Source organism: Bradyrhizobium sp. dw_78, from assembly GCF_018449525.1.
GTDB lineage: Bacteria > Pseudomonadota > Alphaproteobacteria > Rhizobiales > Xanthobacteraceae > Bradyrhizobium.
Genome location: NZ_JAAVUS010000011.1, coordinates 126,034 through 149,764 on the forward strand (window position 1 = coordinate 126,034; position 23,731 = coordinate 149,764).

The window sequence follows — 23,731 nt, forward strand, 5'->3', positions numbered from 1 at the left end:
CATCCTTTGGACAACGCGAATAATTCCATCTTATGAGGTGATCGACATGTGTGAACATCATGGTCAATTTGGAAAAGGGTGGCGCGGATGGCCGGCGCTGCCGAAAACAGCTCCGTTGACGCCCGCCGGCGATTGGCTGGATCTGACTCATCCGATCGGGGCGAATACGCCGAACATTCCCGGCTTCCCGCCGCCTCGTCTTGAGAAGCTGAAGTCGTTGCCCGATGATCCCATCAATGTCAGCAAATTGCAGTTGGTGGCTCACACCGGCACCCATGTGGATTCGCCGCGCCATTTTTTCTTCGACGGTCCCGCCTTCGAAGACGTGCCCCTGAGCAGGCTATCCGGTCCCGGCGTGGTCTGGCGCATCGAGATCGGTGCTGAGGAATTGATCGAAGCCGACCATTTCGAGCGCGCGACGCCGGCGGTACGTCCGGGCGACATTGTCGCCCTGTATACGGGCTGGGCGGCCTACACCGCATCCGATCTTTACCATCGGCACCCCAGTCTCAGCGCCGCCGCCGCGGAGTGGCTGGTCGAGAAGCAGATCAAGCTGCTGGCGATCGATTTTGGCACGCCGGATTTGCCGACCCATCGGCGGCCGGCGGGCTTTCTCTGGCCCATTCATCAGATTCTTCTGAAGAACGGGATCTTGATCTGCGAGCATCTCACGGGCCATGAGCAGCTTTCGGGCGGCCGCGCCGAATTCTTCTTTGGCGCGTTGAATATCGAGGGCGGTGACGGCGCACCGGCTCGCGTCGTGGCAAGGACAGTCCATGAGTGATGGACGTCTTCATCATGGCGCGATGCTTTTGCGCGTCTCGATGAAATTTGCGTTTCAATTCTCCAACAACAAGGTGTTCACATGGCTTTCGGGACGATCGTTCCACCTCTGACCCCATTCACAGATGATCTGAAAATCGATCTGAAGGCGTTAAAGTCAGGCGTCGACTATGTCGTCGAGCGCTGCCGCGCCACGATGGTGATCGCGGCCGGTGTCGAAGCGCAGGAATACCAGTACCTGTCCTTCGAGGAGCGAAAGACGCTTATCAAGGAGACCATCGATGCGGTCGACGGCCGGCGTCCGGTGGTGGTCGGCGTTTCCCATCCGTCGTTCCGGATCGCAATTGAACTGGCGCATTATGCGGAACAGCTTGGCGCCAGCGCTATTCAATTGTTGGCGCCGTTAAAGCCGACGGGCGGAACGCCAACCACGGCGGAACTGGTCCGCTATTTTGAGTCGGTTGCCAGGGAAAGCAACCTTCCACTGATGCTGTATCTGAACGCGGGCCCCGGCGCGGATGTCTCAGTTCCGGCGACCATCGAGCTCGCCAAGCTCGATCAGGTCAAGTACGTCAAGGAAAGCTCTCGCGATGTGACGCGTGTATCGCGCTTGATCGTCGAAATCGAGCATGCCGGACATGCGCGCTATTTCACGACCCTGCAATTGCTGTTGATTGCGCTGCAACTCGGCGGCTCGGGAATCACGCTGCCGCCGCCGGCTGCCGAGATCGCCCGCCTTGCCATCGATGCATTCGAGGCAGGGGATGTCGCGCGGGCCGTCGTGTTGCAGAAGCAATTCGCGCTCTTTCCCGCGCGATGGATGCCTTATGGCTTGGCGGCCGTGATGAAGGCTGCATCCGCCTATATCGGCATTCAGGCTGGTCAGCCTTATCCGCCTTATGCGCCCGTGAAAGGCGACGATCTCAACGCCTTGCATGCGTATCTTGCAACGACCGTCCTCTCCCAGCGTTGAAGGTCGCCTCGGCATGGCGTTCAGTGAAGGCGAGCTTCGAGGTCCGGTCGATGGCGTCGAACAGATAGAACAGTCCTCTTTGAATTCTTATGCCCCAACAACGACTGTCTTTTGCCGCTATGAATGATAATTCTCCCGGTTCCTGTCGAGCTGGCGCAGGAGGGCGTGCCAGTCGCGGTCGGCCACAAAGGGGGTGAAGTTCTCAAATTGGCGTGCCGTACGTTCGCATATTTCGGTGGGCGGGTAGATCAACTCTCTGCCGCCCGCCAGCGCATCGATCTGAATCTTGCATGCCATTTCCAGATAATACATCAGCTCGAATGCGTCGCGCACGCTCCTGCCGCATGTCAGCAGGCCATGATTGGACAGGATCAGAACGTTGTGCGAACCGAGATCGTGCGCCAAGCGCTGTTGTTCATCGATGTCAAGCGCGAGGCCTTCGAAAGCGTGATAGCCGATACGGTTATAGAACCGCAATGCGTGTTGCGAGATTGGCAGCAGGCCATCCTTTTGTGAGGAAACCGCAACGCCGGCCTTGGTATGGGTGTGGAAGATGCAGGCCGCATCCAGCCGCGCCTTGTGCAAGGCGGAGTGAATCACAAACCCGGTCGGACTGATATCGAGCGGGTCTTCGTCGAGCGGATTGCCGTTGATGTCGACCTTCACCAGATTCGAAGCAGTGACTTCCTCATACAGGAAGCCGAACGCGTTGATCAGGAATTCATCCTGTGTGCCGGGTACGCGCAACGAAATGTGGTTATAGATCATGTCGGTCATGCCATAATGCACGCACAGCCGATAACACGCGGCAAGATCGACCCGGGCCTGCCATTCCGCTGGCGTTATCCGCGATCGCAGGGAGGCTCGCCGTTCGAGGGATTGTCTGGTTTTCTCGCTAAGCATGGTATTTATACCCCATCAAAGGAATTTTAAGATATTCCGCTGGCGACGAAGGCGCGGGCTACGAAGCTGAAAGAAGCACTGGCCGGCTTCGCGCGGTTCGATTCACCCCAAGCGCGTCGAGCAAATCGGCCCGGGCTTTGTCGCCAAAATCCGGCGCGACCGATCCATCGGCCAGGCGCTTGATGCGCAATTCGCGATCGATTCGTCCTTGATCGATCACGAGAACGCGATCGGAAAGTTTGATCGCTTCGTCGATATCGTGCGTCACCATGAACACCGCGGGGCGATGGCGATCGCAGAGTTCAATGATAAGCTCATGCATGGTGATGCGGGTGAGGGCGTCGAGCGCGCCGAAGGGCTCGTCGAGCAAGAGAAGGTGCGGCTCACGCACCAGGGCTCGCGCCAACGAGGCGCGCTGCGCCTCTCCGCCGCTGAGCGTGGCTGGCCATGCGTTCCAGCGGTGCGACAGGCCGACCTCGTCAAGCGCGTTGCGGACGCGCGCTCTCGCCTCCGCCCTGGTCAGCCCCATGGCGACGTTGCTTGCTACCCTCTCCCACGGCAGAAGGCGCGCCTCCTGGAATACGACTGCGGTGTTCTCGGTTCCATCCACGAGGCCGCTATCGGGCTGGTCGAGACGAGCGAGGATCCTCAGTAGCGTGCTCTTGCCAGAGCCCGATCGCCCGAGAAGCGCGACGAACTCGCCGCGCCGGATGCTGAGGTCAACGCCTTTGAGCACCGCGACGTCTGCGAACGATCGCCGTACGCCCCTGATCTCGACCGCGGCCGTCATCTACTTGACCTTGGTGACATCGAAGACGTTGTTCGTCACATCGATCAACTGGGGCTGGAAACCATAGGCGTAGGTCTGGCGTGCAATCTGCTGGACGAGTTTCAGGCCTTCGGCGTCGATCGGGATAATCCTTGGTTTTAAATTCCAGCTCGAGATCGTCTGTATAATTTTGGTTGGCGCGCCCTGCCGTTTGTAGGCGGCGGAATCGATCGAGGGATCCGCGTTGATCTTGGCGGCGGCCGCGACCAGGCCGTCGAATACGGCCTTCACGGCTTCGGGATGTTTGGTCGCGAAGTCGCGGGTCACGAAATGTACCCAGCTATTGAGTGACTTGATCTGCTTACCATCCACCAGAAGCAACGCCCCCGGCACGTTGATGGCGGAGGCCAGATACTGGTCCCATGTCGCGATCGCATCCACGTCGCCGCTGGCGAATGCCGCTACGCCGTCCTCCGGGTTGTTGATGTTGATGCGGTTGATACCCTCGCGGCTGATACCGTTTTCCTCCAGCGTGCGAAAAAGAATGTATTCGCCGGTGCCTCCGGGAAAGTTCACGGCGATCTTTTTACCCTTCAGATCCTCGATCGTCTTGATACCGGAATCGCCGCGGACCACGATGCCTTCGCCGAGATGATTCGACTCGATTGCGAACAGCAGAATGTCGCTCTTTACCTTTGCCTCGTTTACCAGGCTGGCAAAGCCGCTGGACGTGATATCGATCTTGCCGGACTTGGCCGCTTCCGAGGCCGCCGGGTAGCTGGCGAATGGGCCTGCCCAGACGACCTTCGCCCCAATTTTCGCCAGCGGTTCGCGCAAGGTGCCGCCGTCGTCGTCAAGCGATTGGATGGTCAGGCTGTTGGCGGCGGGCAACTGCCCAATGCGAACTTCCGTTATTGGTCTCTCGTCGGCCGCGAATGATCCGCCGGAAGCCATGAAAATGGGGCATGTAAGCACCAAACCCGCCGCGAGGCCACGTAAGTTCTTCAACATTGCATTTCCCTGTTCTACGAAACGACGAGGCCGAGCGGGCTATTGAGCGATGTATCCGGTGCGCCATTGCAGCAGCCGATCTTCGAGAAGCCGCACCAGCAGGTCCGTGATCAGCCCGAGGATGGCGTAGAGCGATATGCAGAGCAGCACGACGTCGGTTTGCGCGTATTGCCGTGCCATCGACAGCATCGCGCCGATGCCGTTCTTGGCATTCACCGATTCTGCGACGATCAATACGGCCCATCCCAGGCCCAGCGAATAACGCAGCCCGACCAAAACCGATGGCAACGCGCCGTGAAGCAGAACGCGAAGCGAAATCTCAAGCGGCGACAGCTTGTATACCTTCGCAACCTCGACGAGGCGGCGGTCTACGTTGCGGATGCCGCTGAAGGTGTTGAGATAGAGTGGGATGAACACGGCCCACACGACCAGCAGGATTTTCGCTTCTTCACCAATTCCGAACCATAGAATAAAAAGCGGCACCAGCGCCGTGAATGGAATGGAACGGATCATCTGCACCGGCTTGTCGAAGATCAATTCGCCGATTCTGGAGAAGCCCGCGCCAACCCCGATCACCACCGCGAAAAGAAATCCGATCAGTGATCCGATGCAGGCGCGAAAGGTGCTGGCTCCAATCGCGCGCCATAGCGAGCCGTCCTCCGCGGCTTCCCAACCTGCGTGCAGCACCGCGTTCGGACCGGGAAGAATTTGCTCTTGTAATAGGCCGTAGCGCGAGGCGAAATACCAAAGAAGTAGGATCGAAATTGAACTCAGCCAGGGGAGAAGCTGGGCAATCGAGAATGCGGACCTGGACCGTTCACCGTTACTCATCATTGTTGACGGCGCTCCCGACGAGCAAGCCCGGATGAGCCGCTACGCGACGACGAATTCGGATTCCACGAGGACATAATCGTCGCGGTCATCGCACATCTTCAGTTCGGAATGGTGTAAAGCACTGCGGAAGAAAAATGCGCGATGACTGGAAGGCATCACGTTGCTCTCGCTAGATCAATAGAAGCGAATTTCATAATACTGGCATGTGCGTGCATGCGTTTCTCTTTGGCAAATGACGAATAGGCGTATTTTGTTGCTCGCTGATGTCGCGTTGAGTGCGAGAGACGACGCAACCCAGGTCCATACGCTACGGAGATATGTCTCTCCGATTTGCTTGGCCTCGGCGGATACCGTACCCATACGACCGCACCTATCGGAAGAGTCGCATCGGTGGAGGTATTGACTCCGTTTGTCTCGCGTTGATCGGCGGGTCTTGTTGTATGTCATCCTCGTCGTCGGCGACGAGGATGCTGCCTGTCTCGATACCAATCTGATGCTGAAGGCGACGCTTCCCAATGCAGGGCTTTGGATAGCGCCCAACACCGGCCACACGGTCAATCTCGAAGTGCCTGCGGCATCAATGCCCACGTCGAGACCTTCCTGCGAGCTGTCGAAAGGCGACTGTGATGCCGTTCTTACACGACAATAAGGATCGGCAGCCGGCACTTGAGCCTCGAACGAAGCTCGCAAACTCACGCTCCGATCCACCTCAGCCAAGACCTAAGCGACGATAACGTCATCTCTTTGCATCAACCCAATCGTTCCGACATTTCCCCAGCGAGCTCCCGCCATCAGCCTCTGATTGAGCACCGCTACCCTCGGGGCAGGTCGGCCTCACACCTAGAGAGCAAGCCCAAGTCCGAGCAGCGCGCTATAATAGAATGCGAGAAATGCGCCCTTTGGGGTCGAATCGAGAGCCAACACATTTCTCTCGACGGAATAGACCGCTTTCACGATTGACCAGCCGCGCGGCAGCGTCAGCAGCGGGAGCAAAACCCAAGCACTGTAGCCGAGACCCACCCACAACCAGAATGGCGTTAGATACGCAAAGACCGTGAAGATCATGATCTCGCGCCGATTCCAGTCCACTCCGAAAAGAACCGCTCCCGTACGCCAGCCCTTCGCGCGGTCTTCGGTCTGATCGCAGATATCGTCAACCAGCATGACGTTGGTCACAAGGCCGCCAATCGGCAGTCCGACCAGAACGCGTTGAGCGGCAGCGCCTGAAGAACGACTCCGAGACGATCCGCTGGGAAATGGGAGGCTGCTTGTGCGTAATAGGTCCCAACGACTGCGACTATTCCGAACATCAGGAAAAAGATCGGGTCGGCGAGGCCAAAGCGAGTGTAGATCAAAGGACCTGCGGAATAGTCCCAGCTCGCGCAGAGACCGACCACGCCAAAGACAATAACAAGCGGCCCTGCGACGTGGAGAAGATAGGGACTTTTGGTTCCAACTATGCCGCATCCCGTTAAAAATCTTGTATGTTTGTTAGGAATTCCACTTGGAATTGTGGCTTTGGCCTCATGTATTGAGTGGTTGAACGAGGGCTGGTTCGACTTGCCACCATTCGGGTTCGCGCTTTTACGGTACGCAGTGAAGATTTTTCATAGGTATTATCTCTTGAAAAGGTTTTTCGTGTGATAGGATCTGATTTCGGCGCGGAGTTGAAATCGCGAACGAAATTCACGGCCGAGAATGTTTTTCATAAATTGAGCCAATGCAGACAAAGTTTTCAGGCCCAGCGAGCGTTTTTCATGACCGAAGGCTGCCGGAGGCCGCGACCCCGGCTGGCTATGCCGCGCTGATTGACGCCTACCACCTGTCCGCCCCAGTGCCACGCGTGCTCTCCGCCATCGGAACAAAGCACCGTATCATCGAGCAGGGGGGATGGCGCATCTACACGCCACGTCATGCGCCAGACGCGACACTTGAGGGGCATCTCACCTTCGCGCTCAAGAATGAAGGCCTCGACCTCGCAGTCCTGAAGCGGCTTTTCCTTGCCGTGAACGAGGACGAGATAGCAGAGCTTGTGAAGCAAAAGCCGACCGGGCTCTACACGCGCCGCATCTGGTTTTTCTATGAATGGCTGTTGGGGCGCGAACTCAATCTGCGCGCGGCAGACAAGGTCTCCTATGTCGATGCCGTCGATACCGAACTCCAATATGCGAGCTCCGGGCGGAATTCGGTACGGCACCGCGTCCGCAACAACCTGCCAGGGACGCCGGACTTCTGCCCGCTCGTATTCAAGACGCAGAGACTTACGGAATATGTTGCGCAGGATCTCAAGGAGCGCGCCCGTGTGGCGGTAAGCCAGGTCCCGAAGGATATACTCGCCCGCACTGCCGCCTTCCTTCTTCTCAAGGACTCGAAGTCGAGCTACTTCATCGAAGGCGAGAGACCGCCGCAAGATCGCATCCAGCGGTGGGGCAGGGTCATCGGCGAAGCGGGACAGACGCCGCTCGATGAGGCGGAGTTCTTGCGCCTGCAGCGGATCGTGATCGGCGACGAGCGCTTCGTGAAGCTCGGCTTCCGTAACGACGGCGGCTTCGTCGGCGAGCATGACCGCGAGACGCAGAGACCTATCCCGGATCACATCAGCGCGCGTCACGAAGATATCGCTTCGCTCGTACGCGGATTGATCGCATTCGATCAGGCGGCGGAAAACGAGATTGATCCCGTTATCGCTGCCGCCGTGCTGGCTTTTGGGTTCGTCTACATCCATCCGTTCGAGGATGGCAATGGCCGTATCCACCGATACCTGATGCACCATGTCCTGGCGCGGCGCGGATTCAATCCCGCTGGAATCCACTTTCCGGTTTCTGCCGCCATCCTCGACAAGATCGGCGAATACAAGGACGTGTTGGAAAGCTATTCGAGCAGATTGCTTCCATGCGTCGAATGGGAGCCAACTCCACAAGGCAACGTCAAGGTCCTGAACGACACCGGTGACTTTTACCGCTTCTTCGACGTAACGTCGCACGCCGAGTTTCTCTACGAATGCGTGCAGCGGACCATCGAACAGGATCTGCCGAAGGAAACGCAATTCTTGCGAAGCTTTGACACCTTCCGCGCAGGTGTCGAAAGCATGATCGATATGCCGGAGCGGACCCTCAACGTCCTCCTTGGATTCTTACAGCAGAATGAAGGGCGACTCTCAAAGCGCGCCCGCGACAACGAATTCTCCCAACTGACGCCAGAAGAAGTCACGAAGATTGAAGAGCTCTATCAAGCTGCATTCTCGCCGGATGATGGGCCGGCCAATTGACTGTGTCAGATGTCATTGACCTGGAGCTTTGCTACTGAAAGACGGAAGAGCCAATGGAAAAGATTGTAACACCCGAGGATCCAGAGAAAACTCTTTCACGCTAGGGTCTGCTGCTGACGGCTTGAAGTCTCCGCCAGGACAACAGGGCGATTGTGGCGGCCGCAAGCCATCGCGGCAAGCATGTGGAGCATGGGTCCACCGCGCGAAGCGGACGGTGGGTGTCAGAGGTTATTCATAGGCCGACCCATCCTTGTGCTCGAAGCGCCAAGTTCCACTGTCTGTTCGTACCGCGACCAGATCATCGTCCGGATAGGCGACTTTGTCGCCATGGCTGCGATCACCAATCTCGAGGATAATCGCGTCTTCAGGACCTTCGTTGAGCAGGTGATGTGTCGTGCCCCCGGCGGGGAAACCGGCGCACATGCCCGGCTCCAGTTTGACCGCGCCTTTATCTGTAAAAAGCGTCGGCGTCCCGGCGACGACGTAGATGAATTCGTCTTGATGGGAATGTCGATGGTGAAGAGATGAGCTTGCTCCACATGGAAGTGTTGTCAGGTTCACGCCAAAGTTTTTAAGACCAAAAATATCACCCAGAGGGCGTTTCACCCGCCCCGCCATTTTGGCTGCAAAGGCCGGCGGGTAATTGGATGGCTTCTGACGTGGCGGTGCCGCCGAGGCCTCGATTGCGCCTGCGTTCTCCGTAAGCTTCGATTGCATTTGCTGACTTCCGTCCTGATAATGTTGCGGGTTCAGTGATGCCTAGCCAAGGCGATGATTGCTGCTTGAACAACGTGTTTATGCTGCTTTCACCGCGACGGCGAGCTATCAGGAGTCTATGATGGCACTTCGCCTTCCACCACTTTCCTCGCTCCGGTTTTTTGAAGCCGCCGGCAGACACCAGAGTTTCAAGCTCGCCGCCGGCGAACTGAATGTGACGCCGAGCGCCGTGAGTCATGGAATCGTGGCGTTGGAGAAGGCTCTTGGGGTTGCGCTTTTCGTTAGAGAACCGCGAGGGCTTTCGCTCACTCCGGAGGGGGCCGATTACTTGACTTATGTGTCCGAGGCACTGTCCCTGATTGCGGTCGGCACTGAACGCCTTCCGAACAAACAAAAGAAGCGGACGATCGCGGTGAGCTGCGCGCCAACCATTGCATCGCGTTGGCTGTTGCCCCGGCTGCATAGTTATAGCGACCGCTGGCCGAATGTCGATGTGAGCGTCGACACGTCTCGCCGGCAGGTCGGCTTTCCCGTCGATGGGTTCGATTTTGCCCTGAGAATGAGCCGGTCCTCTGCCGCAGATTCGGGCTGGACCAGATTGTTTGGAGAGCAATTGGTCCCGGTGTGCAGCCCATCCTATCGCGACACGCTATGCGATGGAAATGGAGACATTGATCTTCGCCGTGCCACGCTCATCCATGTCAGCGCGGCAAGCGAAGATTGGAGGGCCTGGTTGGAAAAAACGGGAACGAACGGCATCGAGCCGGGGAAGGGGCTTCACTTCGATACAATCCAGCTCGCCTTTGAGGCGGCCGCCATGGGGCTTGGCGTGGCGCTGGGTCGGCGACCGTTAGTCAATCGCGAGCTTGTCTCCGGGACGCTGGTCGATCTTGGCCTTGAGGTGATCGTGGCCGATACCGCTTATTGGCTGTTGAGTTCGGAAGGAACGGCTCATCGTTCCGATCTTGTGGGCTTCAGACGCTGGTTGGTGCGGGAAGCCGAGGCATTTGAGGGCCACTTGGCAGGACATCTGTTGGCGTAAATCTCGGCGGTCTCGCGTTTGCTCGATAGCCGCAGGTGAGCGCTCCTCTTCCGTCATCAAAATCTTTTCCTTTGTCGCCGCCTGCCGTTTCCCGGCATCGTGGTCGCGGGGAGTGCTTGAATCTTAACGGTAGCGTTCCCACCGATCTCAGAGGAACGCCTGCCATGATGGCTGTAGCGACTGCCCGATTGCCTTCGCCATCATGAGCGACACGACGGAGCTTTCAGGGCTCAAGCTCTCTGAGGTGCGGTCCAGCTTTGAACGCCAGGGGTTGATGCGGACGATCGGCGCCGAACTGACCCTGCTCGCGCCTGGGCGATGCATCATTACGCTTCCGTTCAATGAGTCCATTGGACAACAGCAGGGCTTTTTCCACGGTGGGATCATTGGATCGGTCGGGGATAACGCCGGCGGCTACGCCGCGCTGACCGTGCTGCCCGTCGGCAGCGAGGTGCTCACGCTCGAATATAAGATCAATTTCTTGCGCCCGGCGGCAGGCGAGACTCTCTTTGCCGAAGGGCAGGTGCTGCAAGCAGGGCAGTCAATCTGTGTGACCCGTGTCGATATCTATGTCGAGCAGGCCGGACGACGTTCACTTTGCGCCGGCTTGCAGCAGAGCATGATCCGCGCGCCGGCGTCCGGGCCCGCATCCTGATGATGTGGCATCTGTCCCCGCGTTGTGGCGGCCACGCGTTTGCGCGCCCAATGGTGATCGTGCCGTGATCTCGTTCATCGCGCTCAGCCTTCCCATCTTCGGCGTGGTCGCGCTCGGCTGGATTGCCACACGCATGAGTCTGTCAAATCAGACCGTCATCGATGCGCTCGGTGTGTTTTCGTTCCGCTTCGCGCTGCCGGTGCTGGTGTTCCGGTTGGTCGCTGGTCAACCGCTCACCAGTTCGTTTAACCTGACGTTCTACGGCGGATACCTGACGAGCGGAGGTTTGTTATTCATGCTGGCCTTCGGCGTTTTCCGTCTCCTGACGGGGCGGAGTGTCGCCGTCGCCGGCGCTTACGCGACCACAGCGACGGTCAGCAATCTCGGCTTCCTCGGTCCGCCGCTGATGCTGGCCTTTTTCGGCGAGCGCGGCGCAGGACCCCTCGCCATGGCGATCCTGGCCGAGATCATGATTCTGCTCACCGTCGGCGGCGTGCTCATGGGAGCCGCGCACGGCGGCATGGGCGTGCGTTCGCTGGCGTTGAGGGGCACGGTTCAAAATCCGATTGTCATGGCAATCGTGATCGGCGCTGTTCTGGCCGCCACAGGCTTTCCGCTTCCGGCTCCGGTCGATCGCTTCCTTGGATTTCTCGGCGCCTCCGCCGGACCAACAGCTCTGTTCGCGCTCGGCGGAGCGCTGGCGTTGCAGAAGATTGATCGCAAGACGGCCATCGCCGCCGGCGCTATCGCTGTCACCAAACTGGTCATTTATCCCGTCCTGGTCTGGGGTGTTCTGACTTATATTTTCAGGACGGGGACCTTCTGGCTTGAAGAAGGCATTCTGATCGCGGCCTTGCCGCCGGCCGGTAATATCTATGTTTTGGCCCAGCGCTACGGGGCCGATCATGATGTTGTTTCCGCGGGGATTGTCCTCTCAACTCTTGTGAGCGTTGCGACCGTACCTCTGGCTGCGTGGCTGGTGCTCGGCTGACGCCTGTGACCATTCTGATAGCGTCATTCAGATTTTAAGTGGGGGCTGCCTGTGCAATTGCTTGCGCTCCTATCCGCAGGATCTGGGTCCGATAAGAAAGCCGATCGGTTCATGGAGCGGTCAAGGCCGGTATTGCGAGCCCGCGCGTCACGGCGGGACGCGCAAGACATCGGTCGAGCTAGGCGGGGACATTTTTCATGCTGGTGTATCCGACAAGGTCGCCAGCACCATAGTAACCCACAAGGTGGCGTATCCAACCGATCAAGGCGATATCGGCGATCGAATAGTCCTCGCCCATGATCCATGAACGCCCGTCGAGGCGCATCTCCAGTAAATTGAGAAGACGTTCGGCTTCGGCCCTGTAGCGCTCGAACGGGCGTTTGTCCTCGTAGTCCTTGCCGACGAATTTATGAAAGAAGCCGAACTGGCCGAACATTGGGCCGACATTCGCCATCTGGAAGAACACCCATTGAATCGTCTCAATCCGCCCGGCCGGATCGGCGGAAAGCAACCTGCCGGTCTTCTCGGCGAGATAGAGCAGGATGGCGCCGGATTCGAACAGCGCCAGCGGCTGCCCTCCCGGACCGTCAGGATCAAGGATCGCGGGGATTTTGCCGACAGGGTTCAGCGACAGAAATTCTGGCGTGTGGGTTTCGTTATTGCCGGTGTCGATCCTGTGCGCCTCATAGGGCAGACCAATTTCCTCCAGCATGATCGATACCTTCACCCCATTGGCGGTTGGCAGTGAGTAGAACTGAAGCAGGTGGGGACGCTGAGCCGGCCAGCGCCGTGTGATTGGAAATCGGGATAGGTCTGCCATGAGATGGATGCCGATCATGAGATGCCACAGTGGTGAATATCATCCGGCCCGTTTCTCGGAGGCGATCCGAAGTCGTTTTGTCCGCTTCTCATGGATTCGATCACCCGCCGTCAGGGCCGTGGAATGTCGAAGCGGATCGTCCTGCTGTCGAGGACATGATGATTGGCATCGGCAAGCTCCAGGAGGACGTGGTGTGCGCCAGGGGGCAATCCCTGAATGACGATCGGCTCCTCGGTTGCATGAAGCCAGTGCCAGGACGCGTCGTCCACTGTAATATGAAGATGCCCAATGCGCGGCGTGACGCTCAGTGCTGCTTCTCCATAGACAGGAACGATCTTCAGATTTTCCGTTCGGAACGGGATGACCGTAACGCCCCTGGACAAGGGTCCCGCGAGTGCCTCCATTACGGCCAGAGAAGCTGACGGCTGGGCCGCTGTTGAAGGCTCATGCATCGCGTGTTCGGCACCGTCCGCGCGCGATGCGATCGGGGCAGCCATTGCAAGTAAGGATAGCGTCGCGGCGGCGAGAATTGAACGATGTATCATGAACGATCCTTGTGCTGGATGTGGCTGTTTCAACTGCGGGGCTGCGGCTACCGATCGGATGTGATCACCGTGCCGGGACAATTCGGTTCGAGCTTGCCTGACGTCAGCCATTCCAATGGAACTCGCCATAGTGTCCGCTCGAACTTGCTGTGAAAGAATCCGAAATGGCCGATAGCCGGTTCGGCAATAGAGTGAGGCGCAATTCGCAGATGCGTTCGTGAACTGTTTCGGAAATATCCCAGAAGACGCTCCACTGCCGGAATGGTGCCGAACTCGTCATCGGTCACGCTGATCGCGAGCGTAGGGGCGTTGACCGACGCGAACCGTTCCACAAGGGCCTGCTTTCCTGGATAGCGGAGCGTTGAGCGGCCGTGCCAGGTGTCTTCAAATCGCGCGCGGCTCAGAACCCAGTCCCGTACCACGCCTTTCGGTGTGTCTTCGAGCCAGCCGAGTTTCTTACCTGGGAAATAGCCGAAGGCCACCGTCAGGAGCGGCATGGCGAGGTGCCATTTCGCAAGCAACTGGAGCCTTTGATCCGCAGCGTAATCACGCCAATAGGCGAATTGCGCGCCCATTGTGAAGATGCGGCGAATGAGGTGGTTGGATTCCGCAAGGCCAATGATGAGGCCGCCAATACTGTGGGCAATCACATGGATCGGCTGACCGGAGAATGCATGATCGGCATATTGCAGAACGGCCTCGAAGTCCTGGACGCCCCAGTCGATCCAGCCGGCATCAAAGCCGCGCAACGTCGCCGGCCGCGACTCGCCGATCCCCCGATAGTCATAGAGGATGACATCGAACCCGGCCTCGAACAAAAAAGCGGCGAAGCGTGAATAGTAGCGGCAGCGGACTGACGTGGCGGGGTTGACGATCACAACGGGGCGCGGCTCGCCTATGGACTCCGAATGGCGCCATAGAAAACCTCCGATGCTGTACCCGTCACCGGCCACCAGCGTCAGGGGTCCAGGCATGAGATCAAGATCCGACACGTCTTATCCTGAGGCACGTTCGCTCCGCCCATTTGATTTGACGAAACGCCCTCCGCTCAAACGATATCTTTGCGACAACGGGTGAAGATTGTTCATCTGTCATGGAAGCCTTCTCCTTTGCGGCATCGCTCTTCCATTGCGATTGTCGTCGTCTTGCAGGGTGAAGCGTCGTCGCTCGGGCTTTGTGAGGGGAACTGTCATGGGCGAAATCGTGCAACCTGTCGGCTTTATCGGATTGGGCTCGATGGGCACCCCGATGGCGCTCAATCTGGCGAAAGCCGGGACGCCGCTTCTGGTGTGGAATAGATCCTTGAGGAAGACGGATGCGCTGGCGGCTGCCGGCGCGGAAAGCGCCCGCGACGTCAGCGAGGTTTTCGCCCGTGCCCAGGTTATTGTCTTGATGCTGACTGACGGGGACGCGATTGATGAGGTCCTGCGGCGTCACCAGGACGAGTTCGTTTCTCGTGTAAGGGACCGCACCATTGTTCACATGGGAACGACGTCTCCGGCCTATTCGCGTGCGCTTGAAGCGGATATCCGGTCAGCCGGTGGTCACTATGTCGAAGCACCGGTGTCCGGTTCGCGAAAGCCGGCGGAAGCTGGCCAACTCGTTGGGATGCTGGCTGGGGCAACCGATGCGGTGGCGCGGGTTCGCCCATTGCTGGCGCCAATGTGTCGTGAAACCATTGTTTGTGGCGCTGTTCCGAAAGCGCTCGTCATGAAACTTGCGGTCAACATTTTTCTGCTGGCAACCGTGACGGGTCTGGCCGAGTCCGTGCATTTCGCAGAGCGCTACGATCTGGATCTCGATCAACTCGCCGCGGCTCTCAATGGCGGCCAGATGGCGAGCGATATTTCACGGGTGAAGGTGCCGAAGCTCGTTCAACGTGATTTTTCCGTTCACGCCGCCATCGCAGACGTTCTGAAGAACAATCGATTAATCTTTGAGGCTGCACGGGAAGCCGGTATTGCTTCACCTTTGATCGAAACGTGCTACGCGCTCTATCAGGAAACACTCGCGCTCGGTCATGGCGGCGAAGACATGGTTGCTGTTGTGAAGGCTATGGAGGCCCGAACGGCAGCGCTTGCGTGACCGCCTTTCAATTGTTCAGGCCCGCTGTTTCCCAGACGGATTATCCAGCGGAGCGGATAGAGGCAGTTGCCGCGCGGAGTCTAAGATAGGCACTGTTCAGAACAAGTGCTGTGCATGTGAGGCTAGCGCCGACTATTTGCATTTTATCTGGGATATTTCCCTGGATCGCTGAAATTATGAAAGTCGTGATCGGCTCGGCGTTCATGAACAGGACGCCGTTGGCGGGCGTGATGATCTTGTTGCCAAGGTTCCAGCCTAGGACGCCTATCACGCCCGCGACCAATGACATGTAGGCCATCTGGGGCAGGATGTCTCCGAAGTCGTCATGCGAGGGAAAGGGAATGGCTCCGCTCGCAAACAAAACTACATTGATGACAATCGCACTCAACAATCCGAGCACGGTGGTGACGGCCGTATATTTGTAGGATGACCATGCTGGGAAAAATGTGCCCCCGACCGTGTAGATGACCCAGCACAAAGCGGCAAAAAGCATGATGCCATCGGCGATGTAATTTTGCGGGCTGTCAATAATCGCCGCGATGTTGCCCTTGGAGACGACGAAGACAACGCCAACGAACGACATGAAGATAAAGAAAAACGAGTAGGGCGAAGGGGCGGTCTTTGTGACGTACCAGTTCACCAGAAGGCCAAGCATGGGCATGGTTGCAACCATGACTGACGCAGTTAGGGCGCCATCCTTGCCCGCAAGCTGTTGCCCGAAGAATATAAGAAAGTTAAAGACGGCGAAGCCGGCGGTTCCAAATAGCCAGGCTAGGCCGATGCGCTGTCCCCGAAGCTCAATTCCGCTTTGCCCCTCGATAAGCACGGCCAGGATGATAAACATCAGCCCGGCGATCGCGTAACGTATGGACGTGAAGGTGAACGGGTCGACGTGGCTGAGGGCCGTCGACATCACCGGAAACATCCCGCCCCAGACGGTGGTCGCAGTCAGGCACAGGGCGGCGCCCTTGAAATAGCTTTGAGACACAACACCTCCGGTTTGTGAGGATGCCGAACTCCGTGTTCGGCGCCTTAGCGAGTTTCTTGACATCCTGCGCGACTGCTGGCCGTGGGTTGATCGCGATCGCATTGGCCGTAGCCGATATCGGCGAGCTCGCGACGTGTCAGCGAGCTCAGAAGTCTTTGCTGCGTGCGCATCTGGCGTATCTCTCGGAGATCAGCAATGAGGGAGAGTAAATGTCGGAAGATAGAAGTGCGGATGGCGTTCATGATGTTCGCAATACCGACAAGGCGCTCCTACGCGCGCGGCCGGTCCTTCCCTTGAGCAAAAGCAAACCCTTCGTCAGCCCAGCCGGTGATGCCGCCGATCATGACTTTTGCTTTGCGCCTTAATTGTCCGAGCCGAAGAGCGGCGCGATCAGCTCCGTTGCAGTGGGGGCCGGCGCAATAAACGACAAACAGCGTATCGTCCGGCCATTCTTGCAGCTTCCCGGCTGTCATCTTGCCGTGCGGCAAGTTGATTGCGCCGGGCACATGCGCAGTCTCGTAGAGTTGTGGTCCACGCACATCGAGGATGACAAAGTCCTGTTGGCGCAGCCTGATCGCTTCATGCACATCCCAGCAGTCTGTCTCAAAGCGCAGGCGTTCAGCATATCGTTGTTCAACATCACGGGGATCGGCGAAGGGAATATCGGTGACGAGACTCATCAGCTGCTCCATGCGATCGAGACGGCGGGGTCGATTGCCCCGCCGGAAGAGATGAAAAGGAATGGGAATGATCCTCTGGCGATCGTCGAACTTTGGCCGCGAGATTGCGGATAGTTCCGCTGCCTTCGGTTCAGGCGACAATTTTCCTGGGAAGGCCAATTGAGTTGAGGCGCGTCCTCTCGGATTCCGGGAGCGCGGCTGACCATTCCGCTTCCTTGCCGTGCAACGGAAGAACGCGGCCGAACTCGATCATCTGCTTCGGCGGCAGCTCCGACAAATACACCCAGATGCAATTCATATTCATCTGGGAGGCGGTAGCTACATCAGTCGCCAGGCGGGCCATCAACGCGTCCCTCATGTCGGTCGGCCGGCCTTCGCGGATGGTGCCGTGAACGAATATCTCGTTGCCATGAAGGTGAGTGCCACCCAGGAAGTAATTGTGGGGATTGACTTCGTTGAACGTGAGCCGGACGAAGTAGTAGGGCGCGCCGGTCACCTCTCCATGAGCGCGGGTCACGGCCTCGGCGATTTGGCTCTTCTGCGTGTCGCTCAGTCGGCCTTCCTCGCATGTCACGATGTAACTGGGCATTTTGGCTTCCTTTCATCATTGAGTCAGACGCGATACACGAAATCGAATCATGGCCTCTCTGGAGGCGCGAAAGGGCGCTCGCGTTTGGCGTTTATCGCCAGTGGCGCTATCGCGATCAGTGCTGCGATGGCGCCGAGGGCGAACGGCCCGGCATTCGAGGCGCCGGCGACAAGACCGCCCAACGGGCCGCCGATAGCGGTGCCCAGGTCCCACGCGGACGTCACGGCACCCAGGGCTGCGGTTCGTTCGCGAGGATCCGCAGCTTCGGTCACCAGACTCGTGACGCTCGGTATCAGCAGCGACAATCCTGCGCCTGCCAACGCTGTCGAGGCGAAAGCGAACCACTCGACATGTGTGAGAAATAAGCCCGCGAGTCCGGCGGATTCGATCAGGAAGGCTGAGAAAAGAACTTGCCTCCCGCCGAAACGGTCTGCATAGCCGCTGCCCAGGAAGCGCATAATCATAAACGCGACGCCGAATACGGTGAGCGCGAAGCTCTGGCCTGCAAAGTCGAGCGCCGCGAAGCGCGGCACCAGAAACGCCGCGATGATTCCATAGCCGATGCTGGCGAATACGCCCGAAGCGCCGGGTACCCATGCTGCCCTTGGAAACAGGGCGCGGCGGATAGTCGTGCCGCCGTGCGAGACACGGGCCTCACGCCGCGTCAATGCAACCAACACCCACGCGAGCAACGGAATGATACTCGCGGCCTTCCAGACATCGCGATAGGTACCGATCGCCATAAGTGCGGTGCCGAGCATCGGTCCGGACGCCAGCCCCATCCACATCGACAGGCCAAAATGTCCGGCGACCTTGCCCCGCTGTGATTGCGCTGTGTGCGTCAGGATCCAACCGACGGATCCCGTGAACAGTGCGCCTTCGCCAGCGCCGAGAAGGAGCCGGGCCAGAACCAGGACGGGCAGGTTTGTCGCCACATGGCCGATGCCGCCGATCAGGCCGAGGATGGCTCCGATCATCGCCACGCGCCGGCCACCGCTTTGATCGGCAAACCGTCCGGAGATCGGGCGCGAGAACATGGTGGCCAGAGATCCGATGGTCACTGCGAGACCTGCGGTGACCGCATCCGCTCCCAGCCACTCGTGGGCATAGGCCGGCATGACCTGCATCGTCATGCCAATCGCGGCGAAGCCCAGGAAACAGGCCGACCAGAGGCGCCGGTAAGGAACCGCACCGCCGCTCAAGACGTGCCGCTCGGTGCCCAATTGTAACATATCATCAAACCCGCATATTGTTTGATGACAAGATACGGCTTTGATTGTATGAGACAATTCAGTAATTCTCATTACGATTATACGAGAGTCGCATGAACACGCGGGACCTCGAGGCCTTTCTGGCGGTGGTGGAGACCGGCTCGATCGTCGGAGCTTCAGTGCGGCTTCATCTCACGCAGCCCGGTGTGAGCCGCCGCATCCAGAGTCTGGAAGAGCGGCTTGGGGTCGCCCTGCTGGACAGGCAATCGAAGCCCTTGAAGCCAACGGCGGCGGGCCGTGAAACCTATGCGCACGGACGGCGGATGCTGGGCGTGTTGGCCGATCTCAAGACGGGATTGTCGCCCGAAGGAGTCGTCAGCGGAGAATTCCGGCTCGGCATTTCGCCTTATCTATCGGAGGTCGGGATCACGACGCTCGCTGACAGGCTTCGTGGCAGCTTTCCGGCTCTCATGCTGCGCATCACGGTCGGGTGGCCCGAACAGCTTTTGGAGCAGCTTCGTCGCAGCGATATCGACGTCGCGGCGTTTTGCCTTCCGGATGGAATCAATCCGCCGACCGAGATCGAGGCGGACTCGCTCGACGTCCAGCCGCTATTTGTGGCGGCTGCTCCATCGCTGGATTTGCCTTCTCCCGCAACGCTGCAAGACCTCTCGCCGTTTCCCTGGATCATGAACCAGGACGGCTGCGGCTTTCGAAGTGTGATCCAGCGCAGCTTCGAGCAGGAACATCTGCCTCTGCGAATAGGTGTGGAGGTCCTGAGCTCGGATCTTCGCCTGTCGCTGGTCGCGCGCGGGCTGGGGATCACCCTGGCGACAAGAGTTGCAATTGAAAACAGCCCGCTGCGCAACGCCCTCCGGATCATTCCTGTGCAGGACTTCGAACCAAGAGTCCGGGCCTGGATCGTCCGCCGGCCGCCGGTGGGGAGACTTGTGAAACCGATCGAATGTCTCAGCAGCGCGCTCGAGGCCGCACTCGACGCGCAGGCGCCTGATTCAAATCAGGGTGTGAAACGTCGGCGATGATGTTTGATGGCAAACCGTCCATCTTCGGTGAAATCGTTGTGCGATTGCAAGGCGTGCTCAGTATTCAAAAGTGAAGCTCGATTTGCATCAGCAGCCGAATCGGCACGCAGCGGCGGGCGCATTGTCCATCGCTCATTGAACTTGCCTGAGTGGCCAGACTCGCCGTAGCCAGAGTGGATCGATGATATGCCGACGGGCGAGGGGACATGGCGCTCACTTCCAAAAACAAACCAACGACCGGTTACGCCCTTGAGATCGATGGTCGCATCAAGACCGAGTTCAGTACCAAGGAAGGAGCCGAGCGCGGGGCTACCGAATTGAAACAGCGGTTCCCGATGCTTCAGATCCGCGTCTATGATGCGGCGAGCCAGTCGCTGCATGAGATACGCCCCTAGTCGGACGCGCTCGGTCATACACCCGTCACGGGGGCGACGTGAAACACGAAATTGTTCGGCGGCAATTTGCAAAGATCGGCGGAGCCTGGATCGCGCTGGAAGATGCACAACAGCGCGACCTTGATGTCGAGCGGAGCTGGTCTTCGTTTTGCGTTCTGGTCTCAGGAGACAAGCTCGATGACATCGCAAGGACTTTGCGCGAGCGCGTCTCATCCTCTCACATCGACATCGTTCCATCTGCCGCGGCGGGGGGCGTGTGGGTTCTCGGTGCGATGTATCACCTGGAAAACGCGTTGCCGCGGTTGGCGCCTTGAGCGTGTCTTGAAGATCGCCGTCTCCCTGCGGGACCGGGCTGTCGGCTTGCGCTGAAACCCCGAGTTTCGGGTTTTCACCCTTCGGGCTTCCATCCCTTCTGTAATCCGATCTGTGACGTCAAGCCCCTTTCTGCGGCTCACCCTATGTCTGGTTCCAGAGTGGAAGCCCTGCCGCCAAAATGGCAAAAATAGGCAAGATCGACGCAAATCTGAAATCAAAAGGCACGATTGGATCGGAAGGCCGGGTTATGCAATTGTCGAGTGATGGTGCAAGACGAAGCAGTCAGATTGCGTAAGCAAGCCGAAGAGGCGCGAGAGCAAGCAGCTCGGGCCTACAACCCGCTGGACAAGGAAGCTTGGCTCCGGGTCGCTGAGGAATGGCTTAAACTTGCATTGTCGGCGGAGGCGCGGGACCGGAAGTAAGGCGGCCACACGTTTAGCCGCTGTCGTGCGATCAGCCGCTCTATTCGGCCGGCTTTTCGTCTCTCTCCAACTGAGGTTTTTCGTATAAGACCGCGTTCAGCAGAGAGCGATGCACTTCGATCTTTCCGTTGTAGCTGATCAATCCGAGCTTGCGAAATTTGTTCAGGAAAAAGCTCACGCGGGATCGGGTCGTTCCGATCATCTCCGCTAAGGTAGCCTGATTGATCGAAGCATCGATGGGTGTCGGCTTTCCATTTTTCCCGAAATTGGCAAGCAAAAGAAGAAGACGTGCGAGCCGCTTCTCGCTCGAATTGAACAACTGGTCGATCAAATCTTCTTCGATGCGATTGCTCCGGGTCACCAGATAGGTCATGAAAAGCTCTGAAAACCTTGGCTCCTTCCGAAGCGCCGCCAGCATCGCCCTCCGCGTTATGGAGGTGATAACGCACTCCTCTATCGCCCTCGCGGATCCAACGCGGACCGCCTGACCATTCAGGCATCCTTCGCCAAAAAACTGCGCAGTTTCCAAAATGCCGACGACTGCTTCTTTGCCCTGTTCAGAAACAACGGTCACCTGCACCTTGCCTGATTGGATGTAAAAAATCCTGTCGGCCTCTTCGCCTTGGGCGTAGATGATCCGGCCTTTACGATATTTCGAAATCGTCTTGCCGGACCCCACCTTGGCCAGAAAAGCCTGGGGATCGAATTGTCGCTTTGCAGGCTTCACGAGCCCTCCTTTGGCCACCAATGCCTAAATATTAAATATCGCGTGTTTTGGTCAATATTGACCAACAGGCGGATTTCCACGGCGTGAAAATGCCCCCCCCCCCGTCAGAGGTGGGTGTCCGGCAGCACGTTATGCACCCGCCTGATTGAAGGGGTGCCTCCCATGCCCGGCTTACGAGCATTATCCACTGGGCCGTCCCTCAGCGTCATAGAGCGCCCACGCTGTCAGCACTGCCAGACCCGCACGATCTTGCACCGCACTGCGCCCGGTCCGGCGGGTTATGAATTCCGTACCTTCGCGTGCCCCAAGTGCGACCGTGTCCAGCGAACCTTGGTGGTCAGCGACCCCATGAGCGGCGATGCGAGAGGGTGGCTTCGCGGCGAGCTTAAATCCCCGAACTAGATTTTGGCAAATTCAACGGAGCTACAATGGCCGCACGCCGATATAGGAAAAAGGTCGTATTTTTGACGGCCGACGAGTTGGAAGAGCAGGCAGATGCGCGCGCCGATGAGGCGAAGCAATTGCCCGAAGGAGAGGCGAGACAGCATGCGCTTCGCAGCGCAGCGCAGTTGAAAGTATATGCCGACATGAAACGCGTACTCACACCACATGCCGCCAAATCGAGATAGTGGACGCGGATCGTGAAATTGGGACGGATTATAGCGCAATGAGCGATAGATCTTCGGACGGAATACACTCCCTCCAGCGTCAACCCGTGAGAGCCTCAATGGAGGTCGCTGCGGTCGTCAACGCAGCCAGCGTCGTCTTTGGTTGGCGGGATGAGGAATAGGTTTTCGAATTACCCTGGCGGCTATTCGAACAACTGCCGTTTGCCGTCTATGTCTGTGACCGGGACGGTCTGGTGCTGCAATACAACCGCCGCGCTGCCGAACTATGGGGTCGTTCGCCTAGACCCGGCGACCCCAACGAACGATTTTGTGGATCGTACCAAATGTTCCGCCCCGACGGCAGTCTGCTTCCACACCATCAATGCCCCATGGCAGACGTGCTGCGTACCGGCATTTCCGTGCGCGAACAGGAAGTACACATCGAGCGACCGGACGGCGTGCGCGGCATCGCGCTCGTTGACATCGAGGCAATCAAGGACATCGATGGAAACGTTGTCGGCGCGGTCAACTGCTTCCAGGACATAACGGAGCGCAAACGCAGCGAGGCGCAAATCGTCAATCTCGCACACGAGGCCGAGCATCGAACAAAGAACATCTTGTCCACTGTGCTGGCGACGGTGCGTCTTTCTCATTCCGATACATCCGATGATCTCAAGCGATTGATCGAAGGGCGCATCAATGCCCTCGCACGGGTCCATGGGCTGTTCGTACAATCGCGCTGGACCGGAGCGGAGCTTCACAATCTGGTCACCCAGGAGCTTTCGCCTTACTGCGGCCAGACTGTGGAACGCGTGCGAATTGACGGACCACCCCTGTTGCTGGAGCCGAACACGGCTCAGACAATTGCGATCTCCTTGCATGAACTCGCAACCAACGCGGCAAAATACGGGTCGCTGTCGGTAGCGGATGGTCGCGTTGAAATCGCCTGGTCGCGTACGGCGGACGGACGGCTCAGTTTACGCTGGATCGAGTCAGGCGGGCCGGCTGACACGCCGCCCGCGCACCGCGGGTTCGGCACGCGTGTCATGGAAAATATAATTGCGCACCAGCTCAGGGGGGAAGTGCATTTCGATTGGCGCGAGCAAGGCCTAGTGCGAGATCGTCTTGCCGCTTCCATAGGCCGGGCGCCTCGATGGCTGTGCGGGTCGCCTCCAATGGCGGCGCTTCTCAAACCAAGCATGAAATATCCCAAAGACGTCGCGCCATCGGTTGAACGCCGACGTCTGCTGATGACACATCGCGGCCGTCGAGTGCTCGCCGAGGAATGTCCGATCTTGAGGCGGGAAAAGAAGCGCGGTCTTGACGGCCCCGCTCCATAGGGCGGTCACGCTCTAGT

At 58.5% G+C, this 23,731-nt stretch carries 25 protein-coding genes and 2 pseudogenes; 12 read left to right on the forward strand and 15 right to left on the reverse strand.

The window, feature by feature from the left end:
• The first annotated feature begins 46 nt into the window (after window positions 1-46).
• Entirely contained in the window at window positions 47-784 is a 738-nt protein-coding gene (locus HB630_RS24760) for a cyclase family protein (protein ID WP_213775329.1), read from the forward strand.
• Window positions 785-865: 81 nt separating this feature from the next.
• The gene (locus HB630_RS24765) at window positions 866-1,756 is read left to right on the forward strand and encodes a dihydrodipicolinate synthase family protein (protein WP_213775330.1); all 891 of its coding nucleotides are present in this window, start codon (window positions 866-868) and stop codon (window positions 1,754-1,756) included.
• 117 nt (window positions 1,757-1,873) lie between these two features.
• Here the strand turns inward: HB630_RS24765 and HB630_RS24770 are convergent, their stop codons facing one another.
• The 4 genes from HB630_RS24770 to HB630_RS24785 all read right to left on the reverse strand — a co-directional run bounded on the left by HB630_RS24770 (window position 1,874) and on the right by HB630_RS24785 (window position 5,126).
• Window positions 1,874-2,659 (reverse strand): class II aldolase/adducin family protein, encoded by a 786-nt coding sequence (locus tag HB630_RS24770; protein WP_213775331.1) that lies wholly within the window; start codon window positions 2,657-2,659, stop codon window positions 1,874-1,876.
• A 58-nt stretch (window positions 2,660-2,717) separates the two neighbouring features.
• Entirely contained in the window at window positions 2,718-3,449 is a 732-nt protein-coding gene (locus tag HB630_RS24775; protein ID WP_213775332.1) for an ABC transporter ATP-binding protein, read from the reverse strand.
• Window positions 3,450-4,319: an NrtA/SsuA/CpmA family ABC transporter substrate-binding protein gene (locus HB630_RS24780; protein WP_213775333.1), complete on the reverse strand. Its 870-nt coding sequence runs from the start codon at window positions 4,317-4,319 to the stop codon at window positions 3,450-3,452.
• A gap of 159 nt (window positions 4,320-4,478) precedes the next feature.
• On the reverse strand, window positions 4,479-5,126 hold the full coding sequence (locus tag HB630_RS24785) for an ABC transporter permease subunit (protein WP_213775334.1): 648 nt from the start codon (window positions 5,124-5,126) through the stop codon (window positions 4,479-4,481).
• A 583-nt stretch (window positions 5,127-5,709) separates the two neighbouring features.
• On the opposite strand from HB630_RS24785, the gene HB630_RS24790 reads away from it, so the two are divergent.
• Window positions 5,710-5,922 carry a hypothetical protein gene (locus HB630_RS24790; protein WP_249781033.1) on the forward strand — a complete coding sequence of 71 codons (213 nt, stop codon included), beginning with the start codon at window positions 5,710-5,712 and terminating at the stop codon, window positions 5,920-5,922.
• Between the two features lie 191 nt (window positions 5,923-6,113).
• Here HB630_RS24790 and HB630_RS24795 read toward each other — a convergent pair whose 3' ends face one another.
• The gene (locus tag HB630_RS24795) at window positions 6,114-6,437 is read right to left on the reverse strand and encodes a hypothetical protein (RefSeq protein WP_213775335.1); all 324 of its coding nucleotides are present in this window, start codon (window positions 6,435-6,437) and stop codon (window positions 6,114-6,116) included.
• A 556-nt stretch (window positions 6,438-6,993) separates the two neighbouring features.
• On the opposite strand from HB630_RS24795, the gene HB630_RS24800 reads away from it, so the two are divergent.
• Window positions 6,994-8,541 carry a Fic family protein gene (locus HB630_RS24800; RefSeq protein ID WP_213775336.1) on the forward strand — a complete coding sequence of 516 codons (1,548 nt, stop codon included), beginning with the start codon at window positions 6,994-6,996 and terminating at the stop codon, window positions 8,539-8,541.
• 228 nt (window positions 8,542-8,769) lie between these two features.
• Here HB630_RS24800 and HB630_RS24805 read toward each other — a convergent pair whose 3' ends face one another.
• Window positions 8,770-9,258: a cupin domain-containing protein gene (locus HB630_RS24805; protein WP_213775337.1), complete on the reverse strand. Its 489-nt coding sequence runs from the start codon at window positions 9,256-9,258 to the stop codon at window positions 8,770-8,772.
• A 58-nt stretch (window positions 9,259-9,316) separates the two neighbouring features.
• Between HB630_RS24805 and HB630_RS24810 the strand changes: the two genes are divergently transcribed.
• The 3 genes from HB630_RS24810 to HB630_RS28795 all read left to right on the forward strand — a co-directional run bounded on the left by HB630_RS24810 (window position 9,317) and on the right by HB630_RS28795 (window position 11,946).
• A complete protein-coding gene (locus tag HB630_RS24810) occupies window positions 9,317-10,300 on the forward strand; it encodes a LysR substrate-binding domain-containing protein (protein WP_249781034.1) in 984 nt (327 codons plus the stop codon).
• A 202-nt stretch (window positions 10,301-10,502) separates the two neighbouring features.
• Complete coding sequence (locus tag HB630_RS24815; RefSeq protein WP_213775338.1) at window positions 10,503-10,955, forward strand: PaaI family thioesterase; 453 nt, start codon at window positions 10,503-10,505, stop codon at window positions 10,953-10,955.
• A 64-nt stretch (window positions 10,956-11,019) separates the two neighbouring features.
• Window positions 11,020-11,946, forward strand: coding sequence for an AEC family transporter (locus HB630_RS28795; protein WP_346656136.1), 927 nt, complete (start codon window positions 11,020-11,022; stop codon window positions 11,944-11,946).
• A gap of 181 nt (window positions 11,947-12,127) precedes the next feature.
• Here the strand turns inward: HB630_RS28795 and HB630_RS24825 are convergent.
• The 3 genes and pseudogenes from HB630_RS24825 to HB630_RS24835 form a co-directional block, all read right to left on the reverse strand.
• Window positions 12,128-12,766 (reverse strand): annotated as a pseudogene (locus HB630_RS24825) (glutathione S-transferase N-terminal domain-containing protein); the annotation flags it as partial.
• Between the two features lie 110 nt (window positions 12,767-12,876).
• The gene (locus HB630_RS24830; RefSeq protein WP_213775341.1) at window positions 12,877-13,311 is read right to left on the reverse strand and encodes a DUF6130 family protein; all 435 of its coding nucleotides are present in this window, start codon (window positions 13,309-13,311) and stop codon (window positions 12,877-12,879) included.
• Window positions 13,312-13,358: 47 nt separating this feature from the next.
• On the reverse strand, window positions 13,359-14,303 hold the full coding sequence (locus HB630_RS24835; protein ID WP_213775342.1) for an alpha/beta fold hydrolase: 945 nt from the start codon (window positions 14,301-14,303) through the stop codon (window positions 13,359-13,361).
• Between the two features lie 199 nt (window positions 14,304-14,502).
• Between HB630_RS24835 and HB630_RS24840 the strand changes: the two genes are divergently transcribed.
• Window positions 14,503-15,396, forward strand: coding sequence for an NAD(P)-dependent oxidoreductase (locus HB630_RS24840; RefSeq protein ID WP_213775343.1), 894 nt, complete (start codon window positions 14,503-14,505; stop codon window positions 15,394-15,396).
• 40 nt (window positions 15,397-15,436) lie between these two features.
• Here HB630_RS24840 and HB630_RS24845 read toward each other — a convergent pair whose 3' ends face one another.
• The 4 genes from HB630_RS24845 to HB630_RS24860 form a co-directional block, all read right to left on the reverse strand.
• Window positions 15,437-16,384 carry a DMT family transporter gene (locus HB630_RS24845; RefSeq protein WP_213775344.1) on the reverse strand — a complete coding sequence of 316 codons (948 nt, stop codon included), beginning with the start codon at window positions 16,382-16,384 and terminating at the stop codon, window positions 15,437-15,439.
• A 269-nt stretch (window positions 16,385-16,653) separates the two neighbouring features.
• Entirely contained in the window at window positions 16,654-17,064 is a 411-nt protein-coding gene (locus HB630_RS24850; protein WP_213775345.1) for a rhodanese-like domain-containing protein, read from the reverse strand.
• 130 nt (window positions 17,065-17,194) lie between these two features.
• Window positions 17,195-17,653, reverse strand: a complete 459-nt coding sequence (locus tag HB630_RS24855; RefSeq protein ID WP_213775346.1) for a tautomerase family protein — start codon at window positions 17,651-17,653, stop codon at window positions 17,195-17,197.
• 47 nt (window positions 17,654-17,700) lie between these two features.
• A complete protein-coding gene (locus HB630_RS24860; RefSeq protein WP_213775347.1) occupies window positions 17,701-18,876 on the reverse strand; it encodes an MFS transporter in 1,176 nt (391 codons plus the stop codon).
• 101 nt (window positions 18,877-18,977) lie between these two features.
• Here HB630_RS24860 and HB630_RS24865 point away from each other — a divergent pair, with 101 nt between their 5' ends.
• The gene (locus HB630_RS24865; RefSeq protein ID WP_213775348.1) at window positions 18,978-19,907 is read left to right on the forward strand and encodes a LysR family transcriptional regulator; all 930 of its coding nucleotides are present in this window, start codon (window positions 18,978-18,980) and stop codon (window positions 19,905-19,907) included.
• Here HB630_RS24865 and HB630_RS24870 read toward each other — a convergent pair.
• Window positions 19,883-20,287 carry a hypothetical protein gene (locus tag HB630_RS24870; RefSeq protein WP_213775349.1) on the reverse strand — a complete coding sequence of 135 codons (405 nt, stop codon included), beginning with the start codon at window positions 20,285-20,287 and terminating at the stop codon, window positions 19,883-19,885. The genes HB630_RS24865 and HB630_RS24870 overlap by 25 nt on opposite strands.
• A gap of 53 nt (window positions 20,288-20,340) precedes the next feature.
• On the opposite strand from HB630_RS24870, the gene HB630_RS24875 reads away from it, so the two are divergent.
• Window positions 20,341-20,616 (forward strand): hypothetical protein, encoded by a 276-nt coding sequence (locus HB630_RS24875; RefSeq protein WP_213775350.1) that lies wholly within the window; start codon window positions 20,341-20,343, stop codon window positions 20,614-20,616.
• Window positions 20,617-21,079: 463 nt separating this feature from the next.
• Here the strand turns inward: HB630_RS24875 and HB630_RS24880 are convergent, their stop codons facing one another.
• Entirely contained in the window at window positions 21,080-21,766 is a 687-nt protein-coding gene (locus HB630_RS24880) for a Crp/Fnr family transcriptional regulator (RefSeq protein WP_346656137.1), read from the reverse strand.
• A gap of 428 nt (window positions 21,767-22,194) precedes the next feature.
• Here HB630_RS24880 and HB630_RS24885 point away from each other — a divergent pair, with 428 nt between their 5' ends.
• Both HB630_RS24885 and HB630_RS24890 read left to right on the forward strand, forming a co-directional pair.
• The gene (locus tag HB630_RS24885) at window positions 22,195-22,395 is read left to right on the forward strand and encodes a hypothetical protein (protein ID WP_213775352.1); all 201 of its coding nucleotides are present in this window, start codon (window positions 22,195-22,197) and stop codon (window positions 22,393-22,395) included.
• 191 nt (window positions 22,396-22,586) lie between these two features.
• A pseudogene (locus HB630_RS24890) lies at window positions 22,587-23,714 on the forward strand (HWE histidine kinase domain-containing protein); the annotation flags it as partial.
• Between the last annotated feature and the right edge of the window lie 17 nt (window positions 23,715-23,731).

Excerpts from the sequence above, each read along its gene's own strand:
- HB630_RS24840 (WP_213775343.1), top strand. The coding sequence starts at position 14,503 with ATGGGCGAAATCGTGCAACCTGTCGGCTTTATCGGATTGGGCTCGATG.
- HB630_RS24805 (WP_213775337.1), bottom strand. The coding sequence starts at position 9,258 with ATGCAATCGAAGCTTACGGAGAACGCAGGCGCAATCGAGGCCTCGGCG.
- HB630_RS24855 (WP_213775346.1), bottom strand. The coding sequence starts at position 17,653 with ATGCCCAGTTACATCGTGACATGCGAGGAAGGCCGACTGAGCGACACG.
- HB630_RS24850 (WP_213775345.1), bottom strand. The coding sequence starts at position 17,064 with ATGAGTCTCGTCACCGATATTCCCTTCGCCGATCCCCGTGATGTTGAA.
- HB630_RS24795 (WP_213775335.1), bottom strand. The coding sequence starts at position 6,437 with ATGCTGGTTGACGATATCTGCGATCAGACCGAAGACCGCGCGAAGGGC.
- HB630_RS24800 (WP_213775336.1), top strand. The coding sequence starts at position 6,994 with ATGCAGACAAAGTTTTCAGGCCCAGCGAGCGTTTTTCATGACCGAAGG.
- HB630_RS24830 (WP_213775341.1), bottom strand. The coding sequence starts at position 13,311 with ATGATACATCGTTCAATTCTCGCCGCCGCGACGCTATCCTTACTTGCA.
- HB630_RS24765 (WP_213775330.1), top strand. The coding sequence starts at position 866 with ATGGCTTTCGGGACGATCGTTCCACCTCTGACCCCATTCACAGATGAT.
- HB630_RS24870 (WP_213775349.1), bottom strand. The coding sequence starts at position 20,287 with ATGCAGCGACTGGCTCGCCGCATCATAGACGCGGATCTGAAGCATCGG.
- HB630_RS24865 (WP_213775348.1), top strand. The coding sequence starts at position 18,978 with ATGAACACGCGGGACCTCGAGGCCTTTCTGGCGGTGGTGGAGACCGGC.
- HB630_RS24885 (WP_213775352.1), top strand. The coding sequence starts at position 22,195 with ATGGCCGCACGCCGATATAGGAAAAAGGTCGTATTTTTGACGGCCGAC.
- HB630_RS24760 (WP_213775329.1), top strand. The coding sequence starts at position 47 with ATGTGTGAACATCATGGTCAATTTGGAAAAGGGTGGCGCGGATGGCCG.
- HB630_RS24770 (WP_213775331.1), bottom strand. The coding sequence starts at position 2,659 with ATGCTTAGCGAGAAAACCAGACAATCCCTCGAACGGCGAGCCTCCCTG.
- HB630_RS24815 (WP_213775338.1), top strand. The coding sequence starts at position 10,503 with ATGAGCGACACGACGGAGCTTTCAGGGCTCAAGCTCTCTGAGGTGCGG.
- HB630_RS24775 (WP_213775332.1), bottom strand. The coding sequence starts at position 3,449 with ATGACGGCCGCGGTCGAGATCAGGGGCGTACGGCGATCGTTCGCAGAC.